This window comes from Sphingomonas sp. PP-F2F-A104-K0414 (assembly GCF_004340945.1).
In the GTDB taxonomy this organism is placed as follows: Bacteria; Pseudomonadota; Alphaproteobacteria; order Sphingomonadales; family Sphingomonadaceae; genus Sphingomonas.
Genome location: NZ_SLYD01000003.1, coordinates 219,879 through 236,956, shown reverse-complemented (window position 1 = coordinate 236,956; position 17,078 = coordinate 219,879). Strand labels below are relative to the sequence as shown.

Sequence of the window (17,078 nt, the reverse complement as noted above, 5' to 3'; positions counted from 1 at the left end):
GGCTATGCGCTCCCTTGAACATTCGCCGCGGGCTCTGTCTGCGCGCTCAACCCGGTCGCCGCCGCGGCCGACAGGTTAGGAAGACCATGGAAGACGATTTCCGCAAAGCCGCGCTCGATTATCACCGCTATCCAAAGCCCGGGAAACTCTCCGTCGAGGCGACCAAGCGGATGGCGACGCAGCGCGATCTGGCGCTCGCTTACTCGCCAGGCGTCGCTGCCGCGTGCGAGGAGATCGCCGCGGATCCGGACAAGGCGAGGGATTATACCGCGCGGGGCAACCTCGTCGCGGTCATCACCAACGGCACCGCGGTGCTCGGGCTCGGCGCGATCGGTGCGCTGGCGTCGAAGCCGGTGATGGAGGGCAAGGCGGTGCTCTTCAAGAAATTCGCGGGGATCGACTGCTTCGACATCGAGATCGACCAGCTCGATCCGCAGGCGTTCATCGAGGCTGTCCGCGTGCTCGAGCCGACGTTCGGCGGGATCAATCTCGAGGACATCAAGGCGCCGGAATGCTTCGAGATCGAGACGAAGCTGCGCGAGGTGATGAACATCCCGGTGTTCCACGACGACCAGCACGGCACCGCGATCGTGTGTGCGGCGGCGGTCCGCAACGTGCTCGAACTGCGCGGCAAGCGGCTCGACCAGATGAAGCTGGTGACGTCGGGCGCCGGCGCGGCGGCGCTCGCGACGGTCGACTTGCTGGTGTCGATGGGGCTTAACCCCGAGAACGTGACGCTGACCGATATCGCCGGCGTGGTGCATGCCGATCGCGGCGACGTGATGCCGCCGAACATGGCGCGGTATGCGCGCAAGACGAATGCGCGGACCCTGCCGGACGTGCTGGAGGGGGCGGACATCTTCCTCGGCCTGTCGGCGCCGCGCGTGCTGAAGCAGGAGTGGCTGCATCTGCTCGCGCCCGATCCGCTGATCCTGGCGCTGGCGAACCCGGAGCCTGAGATCCAGCCGGCGCTAGTGCATGCGACCCGGCCCGACGCGATCATCGCCACTGGCCGCTCGGATTTTCCGAACCAGGTCAACAACGTACTGTGTTTCCCGTTCATCTTCCGCGGCGCGCTCGACGTCGGTGCGACCGAGATCAACGAGGCGATGAAGGTCGCCGCGGTCGACGCGATCGCAGCGCTCGCACGCGCGACCGCTTCGGACGTGGTCGTGACGGCGTACGGCGGCGCGACGCCGGTGTTCGGGCCGACCTACATCATCCCCAAGCCGTTCGATCCGCGGCTGATCCTGCATGTTGCGCCGGCGGTGGCAAAGGCGGCGATGGATTCCGGCGTGGCGACGCGGCCGATCGAGGATTTCGACGCGTATCTGCGCGATCTCGAAGTGTTCGTGTATCGCTCGGGCCAGCTGATGCGGCCGATCTTCGCGCGCGCCAAGCAGGCCGGGCGCTCGATCGCGTATGGCGAGGGCGAGGACCCGCGGACGTTGCGCGCGGTACAGACGGTGATCGACGAGGGCATCGGGCGACCAGTGCTGATCGGGCGGCGCGAGGTGATCGCCGAGAAGATCGAATCGAGCGGTCTGCGCATGACGATCGGCACCGACGTCGAGGTGCTTGATCCGGCTACTGATCGCGAAGTCTTCGAGCCGCTGCTGGCGGGCTATAGCGCGCTGGTAGGCCGCCGCGGCACGCCGCCGGACAGCGCCGAGCGCGCGCTGCGGACTCGGCCAAGCGTCGCCGCGGCGATGCTGCTGCGCGAGGGCCGCGTCGATGCGGCGCTGTGTGGCGGGATTGGCGATTGGTGGACGCAGATGACGTATGTCATGCCGCTGATCCCGCGGATGCCGGGTGTCTCGCGACTATATGCAATGTCGGCGGTGATCCTGCGCACCGGCAGCCTGTTCTTCTGCGATACGCACGTGACGGTCGATCCGACCGCCGAGCAGATCGCGGAGATGACGATGCTGGCGGCCGAAGCGGTGCGCGCGTTCGCGATCGAGCCGAAGGCGGCGTTGCTGTCGCATTCGAGCTTCGGTGCGTCGCGGTCGCCGTCTGCGCAGAAGATGCGTGCAGGGCATGCGTTGCTGAAGGAGATGGCGCCGGAGTTCGAGTTCGACGGCGAGATGCACGGTGATGCCGCGCTGTCGGAGGCACTGCGGCGGCGGCTGGTCGACGATAGCCCGTTGACCGGCTCGGCGAACCTGCTGGTGATGCCGAACATCGATGCGGCGAACATCGCGGTGTCGTTGTTGTCGGCATCGACCGAGTCGGCGCCGCTGGGGCCGATGCTGCTCGGGCTGGCCAAGCCGTTGCAGATGATGGTGCCGAGCGTGACCGCGCGCGGGATCGTGAATTTGAGCGCGATCGCGGTGGGGCATGCGGCAACGGTGAGCGAGACGGCGTAAGGGCGAACGCCATACCAAAGCTGTTCCCCCGCGAAGGCGGGGGTCCAGGGTAACGGGCGGCAGCGTTCGTTATCCTGGGCTCCCGCGTTCGCGGGAGAACAAGATCCAGCAGATGGTCACCGTATCTCGTCGATGTAAGAAAATGGTCGGAGCGACAGGATTCGAACCTGCGACCCCCACACCCCCAGTGTGGTGCGCTACCAGGCTGCGCTACGCTCCGACCGAACGGGCCGCAAAACGACCCGAGGGGGGCGCACTACGCGGGGTCCGCGCCTGATGCAAGCCCGAACACGGCGGCGATGTCGGCAGCCATGTCAGCAGCCATGTCAGATGCGCCGGTCGCACGGCGCCCACGTCTCATCCTGTGGCGATCTGTTGCGCGCGGTTCCAAGCGATGATAGCGGGCGGACCAATGCGGGCGCGACGCGCGACGTCCGGCCCGACCCATCCTAGCGCCTTCTACGGCCCAGCCAGATACGGACCTTCATGTTCATTTCACCAGCTTATGCCCAGGCCGCGGACGGCGCCACCACGGCGGGGGGCGGGATCGCCTCGTTCCTGAGCCTCGCGCCGCTCTTCCTCGTGTTCGTCGTCTTCTATTTCCTGATGATCCGCCCGCAGCAAAAGCGCATGAAGGCGCTGCAGGCGTCGGTCGCCGCGGTGAAGAAGAACGACAGCGTCGTCACCTCGGGCGGGATCCTGGGCAAGGTGACCAAGGTCGAGGATAATGTCGTCGAGGTCGAGATCGCGCCGAACGTCCGCGTCCGGGTTGTCAAGGCGACGCTGACCGACATCACCAGCCCGAACACGAAGCCGGCCAACGACTGATGTTGGATTTTCCGCGCTGGAAGGTCGGGTCGATCATCGGGTTGCTGGCGGCATTGTGCCTGCTGGCGATCCCGAGTTTCCTCCCCGAGAGCACCACGAGCCAATGGGGTCGCATCCCCCATCCGCACATCAACCTGGGGCTCGATCTCGCTGGCGGCAGTTATCTGCTGCTCGAGGCGGATACCGCCGACCTCGCCGCGACGCGGATCGAGGCGATGCGCGACAGCGTCGCGGGGACGATGCGCAACGGCACGCCGCGGATCGAGATCGGTGACATTTCGACGCGGGGCGGCCAGCTGACCTTCCTGCTGCGTGATCCGAGCCAGGTCGACGCAGCGCGCGAGCGCCTGCTGGCGATCACCGGCGGTGGCGCCGGGATGAGCGGCCAGCGCGAGTGGGATATCAATGTCGTCGACACGAGCCGGTTCGTGCTCAAGCCGACCGAGGCAGGCCTGACCCAGGCGGTCGACACGGCGATGAAGGACGCGACCGAAGTCGTCCGTCGCCGCATCGATGAACTCGGCACCAAGGAGCCGACGATCGTCCGCCAGGGCGCGACGCGGATCGTCGTCCAGGTACCGGGGTTGAAGAACCCGCAGGCGCTGAAGGATCTGCTCGGCAAGACCGCCAAGCTCGAATTCAAGCTGGTCGACGAGACCGCGAACCCCGCCGATCTGGTCAAGGGTATCGCGCCGATCGGCAGCCAGGTTCTCCCCTATCCGGGCAATCCACGCGGCGTACCGTTCATCGCGGTCAAGCGCTCGGTGATCATCTCGGGCGACCAGCTGGCCGATGCGCGCCAGGAGTTCGAGCCGCAGACCAACGCGCCGCAAGTGGCGATCACGTTCAACGCGGTCGGCGGGCGTCGCTTCGCCAAGGTCACGACGGACAATACGGGCAAGCCGTTCGCGATCATCCTCGACAATTCGGTGATCTCTGCTCCGAACATCAACGAGCCGATCCTTGGCGGTCGTGCATCGATCTCGGGCAACTTCACCGTCGAGTCGGCGAACGCGCTGGCGATCACGCTGCGGTCGGGCAAGCTGCCGGTCGCGCTGAAGACGATCGCCGAGAGCACCGTCAGCCCCGATCTCGGCAAGGATTCGATCCGCGCCGGCGTGCTCGCCTCGATCATCGCAGCGCTCGCGGTGATCGTGTTCATGTTCGTCACCTATGGGCGGTTCGGCCTGTATGCGAACCTCGCCGTGGTCATCAACATCCTGGTCATCGTCGCCGTCATGGCGATGCTGAACGCGACGCTGACGCTGCCCGGTATCGCCGGGTTCGTGTTGACGATCGGTACCGCGGTGGATGCCAACGTGCTGATCAACGAGCGTATTCGCGAGGAGCGACGCCGCGGGCGTAGCGTGATCCAGTCGGTCGAGCTCGGCTACAAGGAAGCGTCGCGGACGATCTTCGAAGCCAACGTGACGCACGCCATCACCGGCGTGATCATGCTGCTGCTCGGCTCGGGTCCGGTGAAGGGCTTCGCGGTCGTGCTGCTGATCGGGATCTGCACGTCGGTGTTCACCGCCGTCACGTTCACCCGGATGATGGTCGCGTTGTGGCTGCGGAAGAACCGCCCCACCACGATCAATATTTGAGGCGGGAGATAACCATGCGCCTGCTGAAACTCGTACCCGACAACACGAACCTGAAGTTCGTCTCGCTCCGCAAATGGGCGTTCGGGCTGACCCTGCTGCTGTCGTTGCTGGCGATCGGACTGGTCGTGACGAAGGGCCTCAACATGGGCGTCGACTTCGTCGGCGGCGTCCTGATCGAAGAGAAGTTCGCGACCCCTCCGTCGATCGACGCGGTCCGTACCGAAGTCGACCGGCTTGGCGTCGGCGAAGCCTCGATCCAGTCGTTCAGCGATCCCAAGACGCTGTCGATCCGCCTGCCGGTCCCCGCCGGTGACGAAGGCGCGACCAACCGCCTCGTCAAGAAGGTGTCGGACGACCTCGCGGTTAAGTTCCCCGGCGCGACGTTCTCAAAGTACGACACGATCTCGGGCAAGGTGTCGGACGAGCTGATCAGCAAGGGTCTGCTCGCGGTCGGCCTCGCGATCCTCGGCATCGCGCTGTTCGCGGTGGTGCGGTTCGAGTGGCAGTTCGGCGTGTCGACGGTCGTCGCGATCGTCCACGATCTGTTGATGACGCTCGGCTTCTTCGCGCTGACGCAGTTCGAGTTCGACCTGAACATCGTTGCGGCGGTGCTGACGATCATCTCCTATTCGATCAACGACAAGATCGTGATCGACGACCGTATCCGCGAGAACATGCGGCGCTACCGGAAGATGGACATGCGCGAGATCATCGACCTGTCGGTGAACGAGACGCTGCCGCGTACCGTGATGACGTCGGTGACGATCCTGCTCGCGCTGGTCGCGATGCTGGTGCTGGGCGGCCACGTGCTGCGCGGGTTCACTGCGGCGATGATCCTGGGTATCGTCGTCGGGACGTATTCGTCGATCTACGTGTCGTCGTCGCTGCTGATCACGCTGGGTCTGCGCGCCGATCCTGCGCCGCGCAAGGGCGGCGTGCAGGACGGTGCCGAGCGGGTTGGTCCCAAGGTCGAGCGTTGATCGCGTCATGAGGATGGACCGCGAGAAGACCGATGGGCCGATGATCTCGGCGATCGGTCGGGCCGGGTTCAAGGTCGACGACGGCTATTATACCGCGTTGTCGATCAGTCCCGAGCGCGCGGATGGCTGGGAGCCGCCGACGTTCGAGGCGCTTGCAGAGTCGGACGTCGCGGCGCTTCTCGCACTCGATCCGCCGCCTGAGTTCCTGTTGCTCGGCACCGGCTCCGCGCTGCGCCAGCCGCCGCTCGCGTTCAAGCGCGCGGTCGAAGCGCGCGGGTTTGGGATCGAGGCGATGGACAGCCGCGCCGCCGCCCGCGCCTGGGCGGTGTTGCGCGGTGAGGGTCGCTGGATCGTCGCGGCGCTGTACCCGCTCGAGGGGTAATCCAGAATTACAATCCTCCCCCACCAGGGGGAGGTGTCGCCGAAGGTGACGGAGGGGGCGGACACGGAACGGCCGTTTCCCCTTTCCTCCCCTCCTTCTGGCGAGGGACAGCCACCTCTCCCTTTGCGGGAGAAGATCGTTTAGCGGCGTTCTGCGGCTAGCGTCGCAAGGTGATCGTAGAGCGCGGCGGTATTGGCCTCCCAGGTGAACGGCGCCGCGGCCTTGCGCGTTGCTTCGGGCGCCGGCGGGTCTGCGAGCAGCGTGTCGATCGCGGCGGCAAACGCCAGCCCGTCGCGGATCGTGACCCGACCGGCATCGGCGGATTTTACCACCTCATGCGCGCCGCCCGCATCGGTGATGACGATCGGGGTGCCGCAGGCGAGCGACTCGACCCAGGCGTTGGCGAGTCCTTCCGAACTGGAGGCAAGCGCGCTGACGTCGGCGGCGGCAATCAGCTTCGGCAATTCGGCGTGCGGAACGGCGCCGAGTAGTCGAACGCGGTCGGCAATGCCGTAGCGCGCGATCCGGGCATCGAGTGCTGCGCGTTCGGGGCCCTCGCCCGCGATCAGCAACGTGACTCCGGGGAGCGCCGACACCGCATCGATGACGATGTCGTGCCCCTTGCGCGGGATCAACGCGCCGACCGACACGACGAGCGGCCCCGCGATGCCGAGCGCGGTCTTGCCTGCGGTCCGGTCGAGGGGACGGAATCGGTCCTGATCGACACCGGTGTGGTGGACACGGATACGCTCGGCGGGGAGGCCCATCGCGACCATGTCGGCCTTCATCGCCGCGCTGACCGCGAGCATCCCGGCGGCGTCCCGCCCGGCGCTGCGAACGCGCGCTGCAGTGGCGGGCGCGGTGCCCCAATGGTGGATATCGGCACCGCGCGCCTTGATCGAAACGGGAACGCCGTAGCGCTTGCCGAGCGCCACCGCAGCGGGTCCGTCCGGGAAGAAGAACGACGCATCGATCACGTCGAACGCAAAATCCTCGCGGATCGCGTCGAGCACCGGAGCAAGCGCGCGGACGAGTTCGGCGGGGTGGCGGCGCCCCTTGAGCAGCGGGCGCACCGCAAAGCGCGGACGATGGACGTCGATGCCTTTCCATCGTTCGCGTGCCGGCAGCGTCGCCAGCCTGGCATAATGACCGATGCGTTTCAGTATGCCGGGGGGGAGGCCGATCGGTGCGACCGCTTTCAGGCTGACGTCGGGATGCGCGGCGAGCCCTAACGTCTGACGCTCAACGAACACGCCGAAATTCGGGCGCGTGGCGTCGGGAAACAGCGTCGAGAGGGTAAGGATGCGGAGCATGTCGCCGCGAGTTTAAGGTGGGGTGAGTTAATGGGGAGTGAGTGACGGGACACAGTGCCGTCACTCACTTCCTGCCGAACGCTCGCCAGACCGGCGGGTCCACCAGCCCGGCAAAATTTCCACCCCGGCGGAGGCCGGGGCCCAGTTGGAAAGGTGGAAATAATGGAGTGCAGCATTCAATTAGCGACGCCTTCCAGCTGGGGCCCGGCCTTCGCCGGGGTGGTGCTTTTGGATAGGGTAACGCTCAGGTGACTGACACTTGCCCGCCCCCACCTTGTTTCCCCGCGAAGGCGGGGACCCAGACTGGGCTCCCGCCTTCGCGGGAGAACAAGGAAACGCAGGACGAACGGGGCTTGGGTCTCCCCGTTCAATCGGACTTTGGCTTAAATCCGCTTCGCCAAAGGATAGGCGAACAGCACGTCGGCATCCGCGCTCGTCGAGACTGTCTCGCTCCCCGTCATCGTCGCGCATTCGCCGGCCTTGAATGCCACACCCGCGACATCGCCCGAGCCGGTGATCGGGATCACCCAGCCGGTCGTACCCCCGGGCAAATTGACGACATGATCGCCACCCTTCCAGCGCTCGAGTACGAACTTCGGCCCCTCGACCATGATCGTCCGGCCGGTTTCGACCTCGATCGGCGGCGCGACGGGGACGTACGGGGTCGGATCGGCGACATCGATGCCGTCCTTCAAATGCAGCTCGCGATCGCTGCCATAATCATAAAGACGATATGTGGTCTCGGAATTCTGCTGGACCTCGATCACGGTCAGCCCGCCGCCGATCGCGTGGATCGTGTCCGACGCGCAATACATGAAGTCGCCCGGCTTGACCGGCTTCCAGTCGAGCTTGTCCTCGATCGTGCCGTCGATCGCCGACTGGCGCAGCGCGTCCTTCGAGATCGGCTGCTTCGTACCGACCGCGATGGTCGAGGTCGGCTCGGCGGCGAGAATCGTCCAGCACTCGTCCTTGCCACGCGGCAGCCCGCGATCATGCGCTTGCTCGTCGTTGGGATGGACCTGAACGGACAGCTTTTCGCTGGTAAACAGATACTTGATCAGCAGATCGGGCGTGGTGTTGCCGGGCTCCTGGAACCAGACTTCGCCGATCGGCGGCGAACCTTCGGCCGGATCCTCGAAACCGGGCCAGAGCGTGTCGCGACCCCAGGGCTTCTCGACGCGGTGGGTGTGCAACAATGTGGCCGGCATGACATGATCCTCGACGTGAATGGCGCTTCGAATGGCGAGCACCAACGCACGACTATTGCCGTGCGATCCGGCTCCAGGAAAGGGGCAAGACCCGCCCGGCGAAAAGGATTGTTCGTGGCTATCCGCTTACGCTAAGGATCACGCCAATGCGTATCACCCAGTCTCGTGCCCTCGCGGTCACGCTCCTCGCCGCGCTTGCGCTCCCCATGGCCGGTTGTGCGGGTGGCCGCGCCGCCAAGGGCGATCTGCCCTATGTCGCGCGCGACGTCGGCACGCTGTATTCGACCGCCAAGGCACGGCTCGATCAGGGACGCTACAAGGAAGCGGCGCAGCTGTTCGACGAGGTCGAGCGCCAGCACCCCTATTCGATCTGGGCGCGCCGTGCGCAGATCATGTCGGCGTTCAGCTATTACCTCGCCAAGGACTACACCGCGTCGATCAGCTCGGCGCAGCGCTTCCTCGCGGTCCATCCGGGCAACCGCGACGCGCCTTACGCCTATTACCTGATCGCGCTCGGCTATTACGAGCAGATCACCGACGTCACGCGCGACCAAAAGATTACGCGCCAGGCGCTCGACTCGCTCGGCGAACTGATGCGCCGCTACCCGAACACGCGCTATGCGTCGGATGCACGCCTCAAGATCGATCTGGTCAACGACCATCTCGCCGGCAAGGAGATGGAGATCGGGCGGTTCTATGAGACGCGCGGCCAGTGGCTCGCCGCGAACGGCCGGTTCCGCACGGTGGTCGACAAGTTCCAGCAGACCACGCACACGCCCGAGGCGCTGATGCGGCTGACCGAGACGTATCTGCAGCTCGGCGTGCCGATCGAGGCCGAGAAGGCCGCCGCGGTGCTGGGTCGCAACTATCCGGGCACCGACTGGTATGATCACGCCTACAAGCTGATGCAGGACCATCCGGTGAAGCCGATCGCACCACTGGCACCGGGCGAGGCGATCATTCCGACCGGGACCGCGGGGACGCCGGGTACCGGCGTGCTGGAGCTTCCCAAGGCGAACGGCAACACCGGTGGTACTGGTGCAGGCAGCGTTTCGAGCCCCGCACCGGTCGGTCCGGGCAGCGCGACGCGGACCGGCCCCGGCAACTGATCGCCGGACCGCTATGAGAACACGCGCATGAGAACAATAGGGGATCATTTTCGCGCGCTGATCGTCTAAGACGCGCACGATGCTGACCGACCTTTCCATTCGCGACGTGGTGCTGATCGAGGCGCTGGATCTGGGATTCGGCGAAGGACTCGGCGTGCTGACCGGCGAGACCGGCGCGGGCAAGTCGATCCTGCTCGATGCGCTGGGGCTTGCGCTCGGTGGACGCGGCGATAGCGGGCTCGTGCGGCACGGCGCGACGCAGGCCGTCGTCACCGCGACGTTCGACGCCCCTGCCCCCGAATCGCCGCTCGCACTGCTGTTCGATGAAAACGGGCTGGAGATCGAACGCGGCGAGCCGTTGATCGTGAAGCGGATCGTCAAGGCGGATGGCGGCAGTCGCGGATTCGTCAATGACCAGCCGGCGTCGGCGGGTCTGCTGCGCGAGATGGCGCCGCATCTGGTCGAGATTCACGGCCAGCATGACGAACGGGGGCTGTTGAATGCCCGCGGACATCGCGCGCTTCTCGACATCTTCGGACGGACCGAGCCAGGCGCTACGGGCAAGGCCTATGCCGGGTTCCGTGCGGCCGAGGCCGAACTGGCGGCGGCGCGCGCGGATATCGAGACGGCGGCGCGCGATCGCGAATGGCTCGAGCATACCGTCGCCGAACTCGATGCGCTGGCGCCGGTCGCTGGCGAGGAAGAGACGTTGGCAGATACGCGACGGTCGATGCAGCGCGCGGAAAAGATCGCAGACGATCTGGCGGCTATCGACGATTTTCTCGAGGGCAAAGACGGCGGCCTGGGAAAGCTGCGCCAGGCGGCGCGCGTGCTGGAGCGGATCGCGGAGGATCATATCGCGCTGGGCGAGGCACTGGCAGCGGTCGACCGCGCGGTGATCGAAGCGTCGGTCGCCGAAGAACAGTTGCGCGATGCGCGGGCGGAACTCGCCTATGATCCGCGTGCGCTGGAGGATGACGAGGCGCGCCTGTTCGAGTTGCGGGCAATGGCGCGCAAACACCGTGTGCAACCGGATGATCTCGCCGCGCTGGCGGACGAGATGCGCGCGCGGCTGGAGCGCCTCGATGCGGGCGAAGGCGGCATTGCCGTGCTGGAGGCTCGCGTTGCTTCCGCGCGCAAGGCGTATGACACGGCCTCGGACGCGCTAACGAAGCGGCGGCTGGCGGCGGCCAAGCGGCTCGACGTTGCGGTTGCGGGCGAACTGGCACCCTTGAAGCTCGACGCGGCGCGGTTCCAGACCGTGGTCGCGCCGCTTGGCGAAGAGGGCTGGTCGGCGGCGGGCAAGGACCGCGTCGAGTTCGAGATCTCGACCAATCCGGGCGCACCGTTCGCGGCGCTGACCAAGATCGCATCGGGCGGCGAATTGTCGCGCTTCATCCTCGCGCTGAAGGTGGCGCTGGCGGAAGAGGGCGGCGCGTCGACGATGGTGTTCGACGAGATCGACCGCGGCGTCGGTGGTGCGGTGGCCAGCGCGATCGGCGAACGCTTGGCGCGGCTCGCGCAGAGCACGCAGCTGCTGGTGGTGACGCACAGCCCGCAGGTTGCAGCACGCGGCGCCAAGCACCTGCTGATCGCGAAAAGTAGCGACGGCACGGTCACGCGAACGGGTGTACGCGCCTTGTCCGAAGACGAACGGCGTGAGGAAATCGCCCGGATGCTGTCCGGCGCGCAGATCACCGACGAGGCGCGCGCGCAGGCGGAGCGGTTGCTCGAGCGGGCCTGAGGTTTCGGGCCCTAGACTGCTGGCCGCGTATCCACTTCGAGCGCCCCATTGGCCGAGATCTTACGGCGAATCTCTCGACCGACGTTTGAAATCAAGGCGTCGCTTGCCGCGGATGCCCCAGATGAATCTTCAACACCGGCACGACGATATAGTCACCACCCACCTTGCGGATGCCGTGCAGCGCGCGACTGCCGAAGCCGCCGTCTTCGCGGATCGCGGCGTGGATGGGCGTCTGCTCGGTGTGGATCATGTCGTCGAGCCCCGTCGCGCTGGCGTCCGAGCGCGGCCATAGCGTCTGCTGGACGCGGTCGTCGGCCGACGAATCATCGTTCCAATCATAGCCGATCGCCGGGGCAGGCTTTGGCGAGACATGGGTTTGCTGCGCCATGGCGGGGGTGGCGAGACACAGCGCCGACAAAACAACGGACGTCGTTTGCATCACACGCGTCTCTCCTTCCACCCCGGCGGAGGCCAGGGCCCAGCTGGGAAACAGTATTTGGCGAATGCTACGAACCGTTACAACGACCTTGCCTACTGGGCCCCGGCCTCCGCCGGGGTGGCAGCCCCCAAGCAGCCCGCCCCTTAACTCAATCGCGATAGCTCGGGTCGATCCGGTCGAGTTTCCGCAGCAACGCCGGCCACGCCAGCCCATCCGCCAACATCCGCATCCCGGGACCGCTCGATTGGCCCTCGACCTTCTCCGCCACGCCCTGGTTCGGGGTGTTGAGATTCTCCCGCCCCGCGCTCAGCATCAGCACCTGCGCCTCGCACGCGCGCTCGAGGAAATACATCCGCAGGAACGCCTGCGGGATCGACTCGCCGACGGTCAGCGTGCCGTGGTTGCGCAAGATCATGCTGTGCTTGGTGCCGAGATCCTCGACCAGCCGCTCGCGCTCCTCGAGCTCGGTCGCGATGCCTTCGAAGTCGTGATACGCCACGTCGTGCCCGGCGATCATCGCGGTCTGCGTGTGCGGAAGCAGCCCCTCCACCATCGCCGACACCGCCTGGCCATGCGGCGTATGCAGATGCAGCACCGCGACCGCATCCTCGCGCGCGGCATGGACCGCCGAATGGATCACGAAGCCCGCACGGTTGACCGGCGCGGGCGTGTCCATGACCTTGTCGCCGTTCACGTCGATCTTGACGAGCGACGACGCGGTGATCTCCTCGAACATGTGCGTATAGGGGTTGATCAGGAAATGATGCTCGGGCCCCGGCACGCGCGCGGACAGATGCGTGAAGATCAGATCGTCCCAGCCATAATGCGCCACCAGACGGTATGCGGCGGCAAGATCGACGCGCAGCGCCCATTCCTCGGGCGAAACGAGATCGCGTACGGTCGGTTCGGTCCTGAGTGCGGTCGCCATCATCCATCTCCTGTTTTTATGGGCTTAGCATAGCATGGCGCAGGCCCCTGAAATGTCACCAGATTGACAATCCCGGCGATCGGCCGACACTTCTGCGATGTCGTCGATCGATCACGCGCAGCTCGAATCGGACTCCTGGTTCGGTGCGGTGCCGGCCGAGCGGCGCGCGCTGTTGCTGGCGCGGGCGAGCGTGCGTTCTGTCGCGGCGGGGACGCGGTTGTACGGCGTCGGCGACCCGCCCGATGGGCTATGGGCGGTGCTCGACGGGCAGGTCCGGCTGATCGGCTATCCCGCGGTCGGTGCCGAACTGGTGGTGTTGATGATGGGGCCGGGCACGTGGTTCGGCGAGCTGTCGACGCTCGATGCCGGGCCGAGGCCGCATGATGCGGTCGCATTCGGGCCGGCGCGCGTGCTGCATATCGGGATCGACGCGTTCCGGCGGCTGGCGGGCGCCACGCCCGAACTGTGGTGGGACATCGCGCTGCTGGCGTGCGCGCACCAGCGTGCGTCGCTGGCGTTCATGATGAATACGCTGGCGCAACCGATCCCGGTGCGATTGGCACGGACGTTGGCCGGCCTCGCGCGCGCCGCGGGCGGGAGCAGCGTCGCGCTCCGCCAGGAGGATATCGCCGCGATGATCGGCGTGTCGCGACAGACGCTCAACAAGGCGTTGAAGGCGATGGAACGCGAAGGAGTGATTGCTGTCGAATATGCGCGGATCAGGGTCGTGGATGCGGAAGGGTTGCGTCGGTTGGGTGCGGGGTGAGTCGTCGCGCCTCATGAATAGCACCACCCCGGCGGAGGCCGGGGCCCAATTGGGGGACGGTGATAACGATGCGCATCGCTCCGTTACTGCGGCCTTTCCACTTGGGCCCCGGCCTTCGCCGGGGTGGAGTTGGAAGGATGGAGCGATAGTGGCGCCCCCTTACAGCACCCCGCTGCCGCCCGTGGCCGCAAACGCGCTGCCACTCGTAAAGCTCGTCCCCGTCTCCGCCAGCGTCACGAACAACGACGCCAGCTCCGCCGGCTGACCCGCGCGACCCAGCGGCGTGTCCTGTCCGAACTCGCCCATCTTGCCCGGCAGCTGTCCACCCGCGACCTGCAGCGGCGTCCACACCGGGCCCGGCGCGATCATGTTGACACGAATGCCTTTCTTGCCGAGCTGCTTCGCCAGCCCCTTGGTGAAGATCAGGATCGCGCCCTTGGTCGTCGCATAATCGAGCAGTTCCTCGCCCGGGCTAACCGAGTTCACCGACCCCGTGTTGATGATCGACGCACCCGGCTTCATCAGCGGGATCGCCGCCTTGCACAGGTGGAACATCGCATAGACGTTGGTCTTCATCGTGCGATCGAACTGTTCGAAACTGATCTCTGCGATCGAGGCCTTCGACTGCTGGTACGCGGCGTTGTTGACGAGGATGTCGAGCCCGCCGAGTTCACGCGCGGCGCGTGCGATCAGGTCGTTGCAGAATTTCGCATCGGTCAGGTCGCCGGGGATCAGGACGACCTTCCGCCCCTCGGCACGGAGCAGCTTGGCGACATCCTGCGCATCGGGCTCCTCGGTGGGATAATAGTTGATCGCGACATCGGCACCTTCGCGCGAGAACGCGATGACCGCCGCGCGGCCGATCCCGGAGTCGCCGCCGGTGACCAGTGCTTTCCGCCCCGCGAGACGCCCAGAGCCGCGGTAGCTCGCCTCGCCGCAATCGGGGACGGGGCGCATGTCGCGCTGAAGCGCGGGCCATTTCTGGCGCTGTTCGGGGAAGGGCGTGGAAACGAAGCGCGTCTGCGGATCGGCGAGTGGCGCCTGCCCTTGCGCAAAGGCCGGTGCGGCGGCGGCGGCGAGGCCGGTGACGGCGGCGCCCTTGAACAGGTCTCGGCGGCTGGTGTCTGTCATGATTGCGCTTCCCGGAAAAATTACCTTGCGATGTCAGCGTTTAAGTCACGCGAATGTTCACGCCATGTTGATCCAGGTCTTGTCGAAAGACGCCCCCCTCCCCTAACCCGGCGCAATGACCGACCTTCCCGCGACCGAGACCGAAGCCGCCGCCGAGCTGGAGACGCTCGCCGCGCAGATCGCGTATCATAACGCCCGCTATCATACCGACGACGCGCCCGAGATCAGCGACGCCGACTATGACGCGCTGGTGCGGCGCAATTCGGCGATCGAAGCCGCGTTTCCGGGCGCCGTGCGGAGCGATTCCCCGAGCCGGACGGTGGGGGCGGCGCCGGCGGGGCATCTGGCGAAGGTCGCGCATGCCAAGGCGATGATGAGCCTCGACAACGCGTTCGCCGACGAGGAGGTCGAGGAGTTCGTCGCGCGCGTGCGCCGATTCCTGAAGCTCGCGGACGACGCGACGGTCGCGCTGACCGCAGAGCCGAAGATCGACGGGCTGTCGTGTTCGCTGCGGTATGAAGAGGGGCGCCTCGTGCAGGCGTTGACCCGAGGTGACGGGCAGGTCGGCGAGGACGTGACGGCGAACGTCCGTACCATCAGCGACATTCCGCAAACCTTGCAGGGTGAAGCCCCCGCGATCTTCGAGGTTCGCGGCGAGGTGTATATGGCGAAGGACGACTTCGCTGCGCTCAACGCGCGCCTGCTCGCCGAGGCGGAGGAGACCGGCAAGGACGCACGGCAGTTCGCCAACCCGCGCAACGCCGCCGCGGGATCGCTGCGCCAGAAGGACGCGAGCGTGACCGCGAGCCGGACGCTCCGGTTCCTCGCGCACGGCTGGGGCGAAGCCAGCGTCGTGCCGGGTGATACCCAGGCCGCAGTCGTCGACACGCTACGCGGCTGGGGCTTCCCGATCGCCGAGGGGTTCGCACGGGTCGAGGGAACGGCGGCGGCGCTCGACGTCTACCGCAAAATCGAAGCCGAGCGCGCCGATCTGCCGTTCGATATCGACGGCGTGGTCTACAAGGTCGACCGGCTCGACTGGCAGGCGCGGCTGGGTCAGGTCGCCAAAGCCCCCCGCTGGGCGATCGCGCACAAATTCCCCGCCGAGCGTGCGCAGACCTTGCTTGAGCGGATCGACATCCAGGTCGGCCGCACCGGCGCGATGACCCCCGTTGCGCGCCTCTCTCCCGTGACGGTCGGCGGCGTCGTCGTAACTAACGCGACCCTCCACAATGCCGACGAGATCGAGCGACTCGGCGTTCGGCCTGGCGACCGCGTGCTCGTCCAGCGCGCCGGCGACGTCATCCCACAGATCGTCGAAAACCTTACGCCTGAAGCAGAGCGCGAGGCTTACGTTTTCCCCCACATTTGCCCCGAATGCGGGTCGGCCGCCGAGCGCGAGGAGGGCGAGGTCGTCTATCGCTGCACAGGCGGACTGATCTGCCCCGCACAGCGAGTCGAGCGGCTGATCCACTTCGCCTCGCGCCATGCCTTCGACATCGGCGGTCTCGGCCAGACGCTGATCGAGGCGTTCTTCCGCGACGGCCTGATCGAATCGCCCGCCGACATCTTCCGCCTGACCGAGGAACAGCTAGCGGCGAGGAAGAAAGACGGGCGCGTGTGGGCGGCCAAAGTCATCGCCGCGATCGAGACGAAGCGGACGATCCCGCTCGACCGGTTCCTGTTCTCGCTCGGCATCCGCCACGTCGGCGAGATTACCGCGCGTGACCTTGCGCGACGCTATGTGTCGGCGAAAGCGCTCGGCGCGGTGCTGCGTCACGCCGTCTTCCTGCGCAAACAAATCGAGCCGGTGATCGGCGAACCCGAGCGGAAGTTCGTGCTCCGCCGCGACAAGCTGCTGGTCGGCGCGATCGAAACCGCCGGCATCGGCCCGGAGGTTGCGAGCGCGCTGGTCGGCTTCTGCGCCGAGCCGCATAATCGCCACGTGGTGTTCGACCTGTTGCGCGAAGTGAAGCCCGCAGACGTCGTCCACGAGACCCGCGAGTCACCGGTCACCGGCCAGATCCTGGTCTTCACCGGCAGCCTCGAGACGCTCAGTCGCGACGAGGCGAAGGCGCAGGCGGAAGCGCTCGGCGCGCGAGTCGCGGCGTCGGTGTCGAGCAAGACCGGCCTCGTGATCGCGGGTATGGGGGCGGGCTCCAAGCTGAAGAAAGCCACAGACCTCGGCATCCGCGTCATCACAGAAGCCGAATGGGCGGAGATCGTCGCCGCCAGCTGAGGCGCGCGACACTGCTGGTCGGCGGTTCCATCCTGGCC

The 17,078-nt window shown here is 66.5% G+C and carries 14 protein-coding genes and 1 tRNA gene; 9 read left to right on the top strand and 6 right to left on the bottom strand.

Going from position 1 to position 17,078, the window contains the following annotated elements; translation table 11 throughout:
* Nucleotides 1–86 precede the first annotated feature (86 nt).
* Nucleotides 87–2,369, top strand: a complete 2,283-nt coding sequence (locus C8J46_RS08220) for an NADP-dependent malic enzyme (protein ID WP_132737399.1) — start codon at nucleotides 87–89, stop codon at nucleotides 2,367–2,369.
* 143 nt (nucleotides 2,370–2,512) lie between these two features.
* On the opposite strand, the gene C8J46_RS08215 is transcribed toward C8J46_RS08220, so the two are convergent.
* Nucleotides 2,513–2,589: transfer RNA gene (locus C8J46_RS08215), tRNA-Pro, on the bottom strand.
* A 266-nt stretch (nucleotides 2,590–2,855) separates the two neighbouring features.
* Here C8J46_RS08215 and yajC point away from each other — a divergent pair.
* From yajC to C8J46_RS08195, 4 genes are read left to right on the top strand one after another with little or no spacing between them, the layout of a single operon-like run.
* Nucleotides 2,856–3,197: a preprotein translocase subunit YajC gene (gene yajC, locus C8J46_RS08210; protein ID WP_055875282.1), complete on the top strand. Its 342-nt coding sequence runs from the start codon at nucleotides 2,856–2,858 to the stop codon at nucleotides 3,195–3,197.
* Entirely contained in the window at nucleotides 3,197–4,801 is a 1,605-nt protein-coding gene (secD, locus tag C8J46_RS08205; protein ID WP_132737396.1) for a protein translocase subunit SecD, read from the top strand. The genes yajC and secD overlap by 1 nt, the downstream gene beginning before the upstream one ends.
* Nucleotides 4,802–4,815: 14 nt before the next feature.
* Nucleotides 4,816–5,781, top strand: a complete 966-nt coding sequence (secF, locus tag C8J46_RS08200; protein WP_132737393.1) for a protein translocase subunit SecF — start codon at nucleotides 4,816–4,818, stop codon at nucleotides 5,779–5,781.
* Between the two features lie 7 nt (nucleotides 5,782–5,788).
* A complete protein-coding gene (locus tag C8J46_RS08195; protein WP_132737390.1) occupies nucleotides 5,789–6,163 on the top strand; it encodes an MTH938/NDUFAF3 family protein in 375 nt (124 codons plus the stop codon).
* Between the two features lie 140 nt (nucleotides 6,164–6,303).
* On the opposite strand, the gene C8J46_RS08190 is transcribed toward C8J46_RS08195, so the two are convergent.
* Together C8J46_RS08190 and C8J46_RS08185 are read right to left on the bottom strand one after the other, a co-directional pair.
* Nucleotides 6,304–7,476, bottom strand: a complete 1,173-nt coding sequence (locus C8J46_RS08190) for a glycosyltransferase (protein WP_132737387.1) — start codon at nucleotides 7,474–7,476, stop codon at nucleotides 6,304–6,306.
* A gap of 383 nt (nucleotides 7,477–7,859) precedes the next feature.
* Nucleotides 7,860–8,684 carry a class I mannose-6-phosphate isomerase gene (locus tag C8J46_RS08185; protein ID WP_132737384.1) on the bottom strand — a complete coding sequence of 275 codons (825 nt, stop codon included), beginning with the start codon at nucleotides 8,682–8,684 and terminating at the stop codon, nucleotides 7,860–7,862.
* Nucleotides 8,685–8,830: 146 nt separating this feature from the next.
* Here C8J46_RS08185 and C8J46_RS08180 point away from each other — a divergent pair, with 146 nt between their 5' ends.
* Both C8J46_RS08180 and recN read left to right on the top strand, forming a co-directional pair.
* Nucleotides 8,831–9,793, top strand: coding sequence for an outer membrane protein assembly factor BamD (locus C8J46_RS08180; RefSeq protein WP_132737381.1), 963 nt, complete (start codon nucleotides 8,831–8,833; stop codon nucleotides 9,791–9,793).
* Nucleotides 9,794–9,872: 79 nt separating this feature from the next.
* Complete coding sequence (gene recN / locus C8J46_RS08175; RefSeq protein WP_132737378.1) at nucleotides 9,873–11,537, top strand: DNA repair protein RecN; 1,665 nt, start codon at nucleotides 9,873–9,875, stop codon at nucleotides 11,535–11,537.
* A gap of 91 nt (nucleotides 11,538–11,628) precedes the next feature.
* On the opposite strand, the gene C8J46_RS08170 is transcribed toward recN, so the two are convergent.
* Nucleotides 11,629–11,925: a hypothetical protein gene (locus tag C8J46_RS08170; protein WP_165886491.1), complete on the bottom strand. Its 297-nt coding sequence runs from the start codon at nucleotides 11,923–11,925 to the stop codon at nucleotides 11,629–11,631.
* Nucleotides 11,926–12,124: 199 nt separating this feature from the next.
* Complete coding sequence (locus tag C8J46_RS08165) at nucleotides 12,125–12,904, bottom strand: class II aldolase/adducin family protein (RefSeq protein WP_132737372.1); 780 nt, start codon at nucleotides 12,902–12,904, stop codon at nucleotides 12,125–12,127.
* A 97-nt stretch (nucleotides 12,905–13,001) separates the two neighbouring features.
* On the opposite strand from C8J46_RS08165, the gene C8J46_RS08160 reads away from it, so the two are divergent.
* Complete coding sequence (locus C8J46_RS08160) at nucleotides 13,002–13,670, top strand: Crp/Fnr family transcriptional regulator (protein WP_132737369.1); 669 nt, start codon at nucleotides 13,002–13,004, stop codon at nucleotides 13,668–13,670.
* A 159-nt stretch (nucleotides 13,671–13,829) separates the two neighbouring features.
* On the opposite strand, the gene C8J46_RS08155 is transcribed toward C8J46_RS08160, so the two are convergent.
* Complete coding sequence (locus C8J46_RS08155; protein ID WP_132737366.1) at nucleotides 13,830–14,801, bottom strand: SDR family oxidoreductase; 972 nt, start codon at nucleotides 14,799–14,801, stop codon at nucleotides 13,830–13,832.
* Between the two features lie 115 nt (nucleotides 14,802–14,916).
* On the opposite strand from C8J46_RS08155, the gene ligA reads away from it, so the two are divergent.
* The gene (gene ligA / locus C8J46_RS08150; RefSeq protein WP_132737363.1) at nucleotides 14,917–17,040 is read left to right on the top strand and encodes an NAD-dependent DNA ligase LigA; all 2,124 of its coding nucleotides are present in this window, start codon (nucleotides 14,917–14,919) and stop codon (nucleotides 17,038–17,040) included.
* Nucleotides 17,041–17,078: the final 38 nt, after the last annotated feature.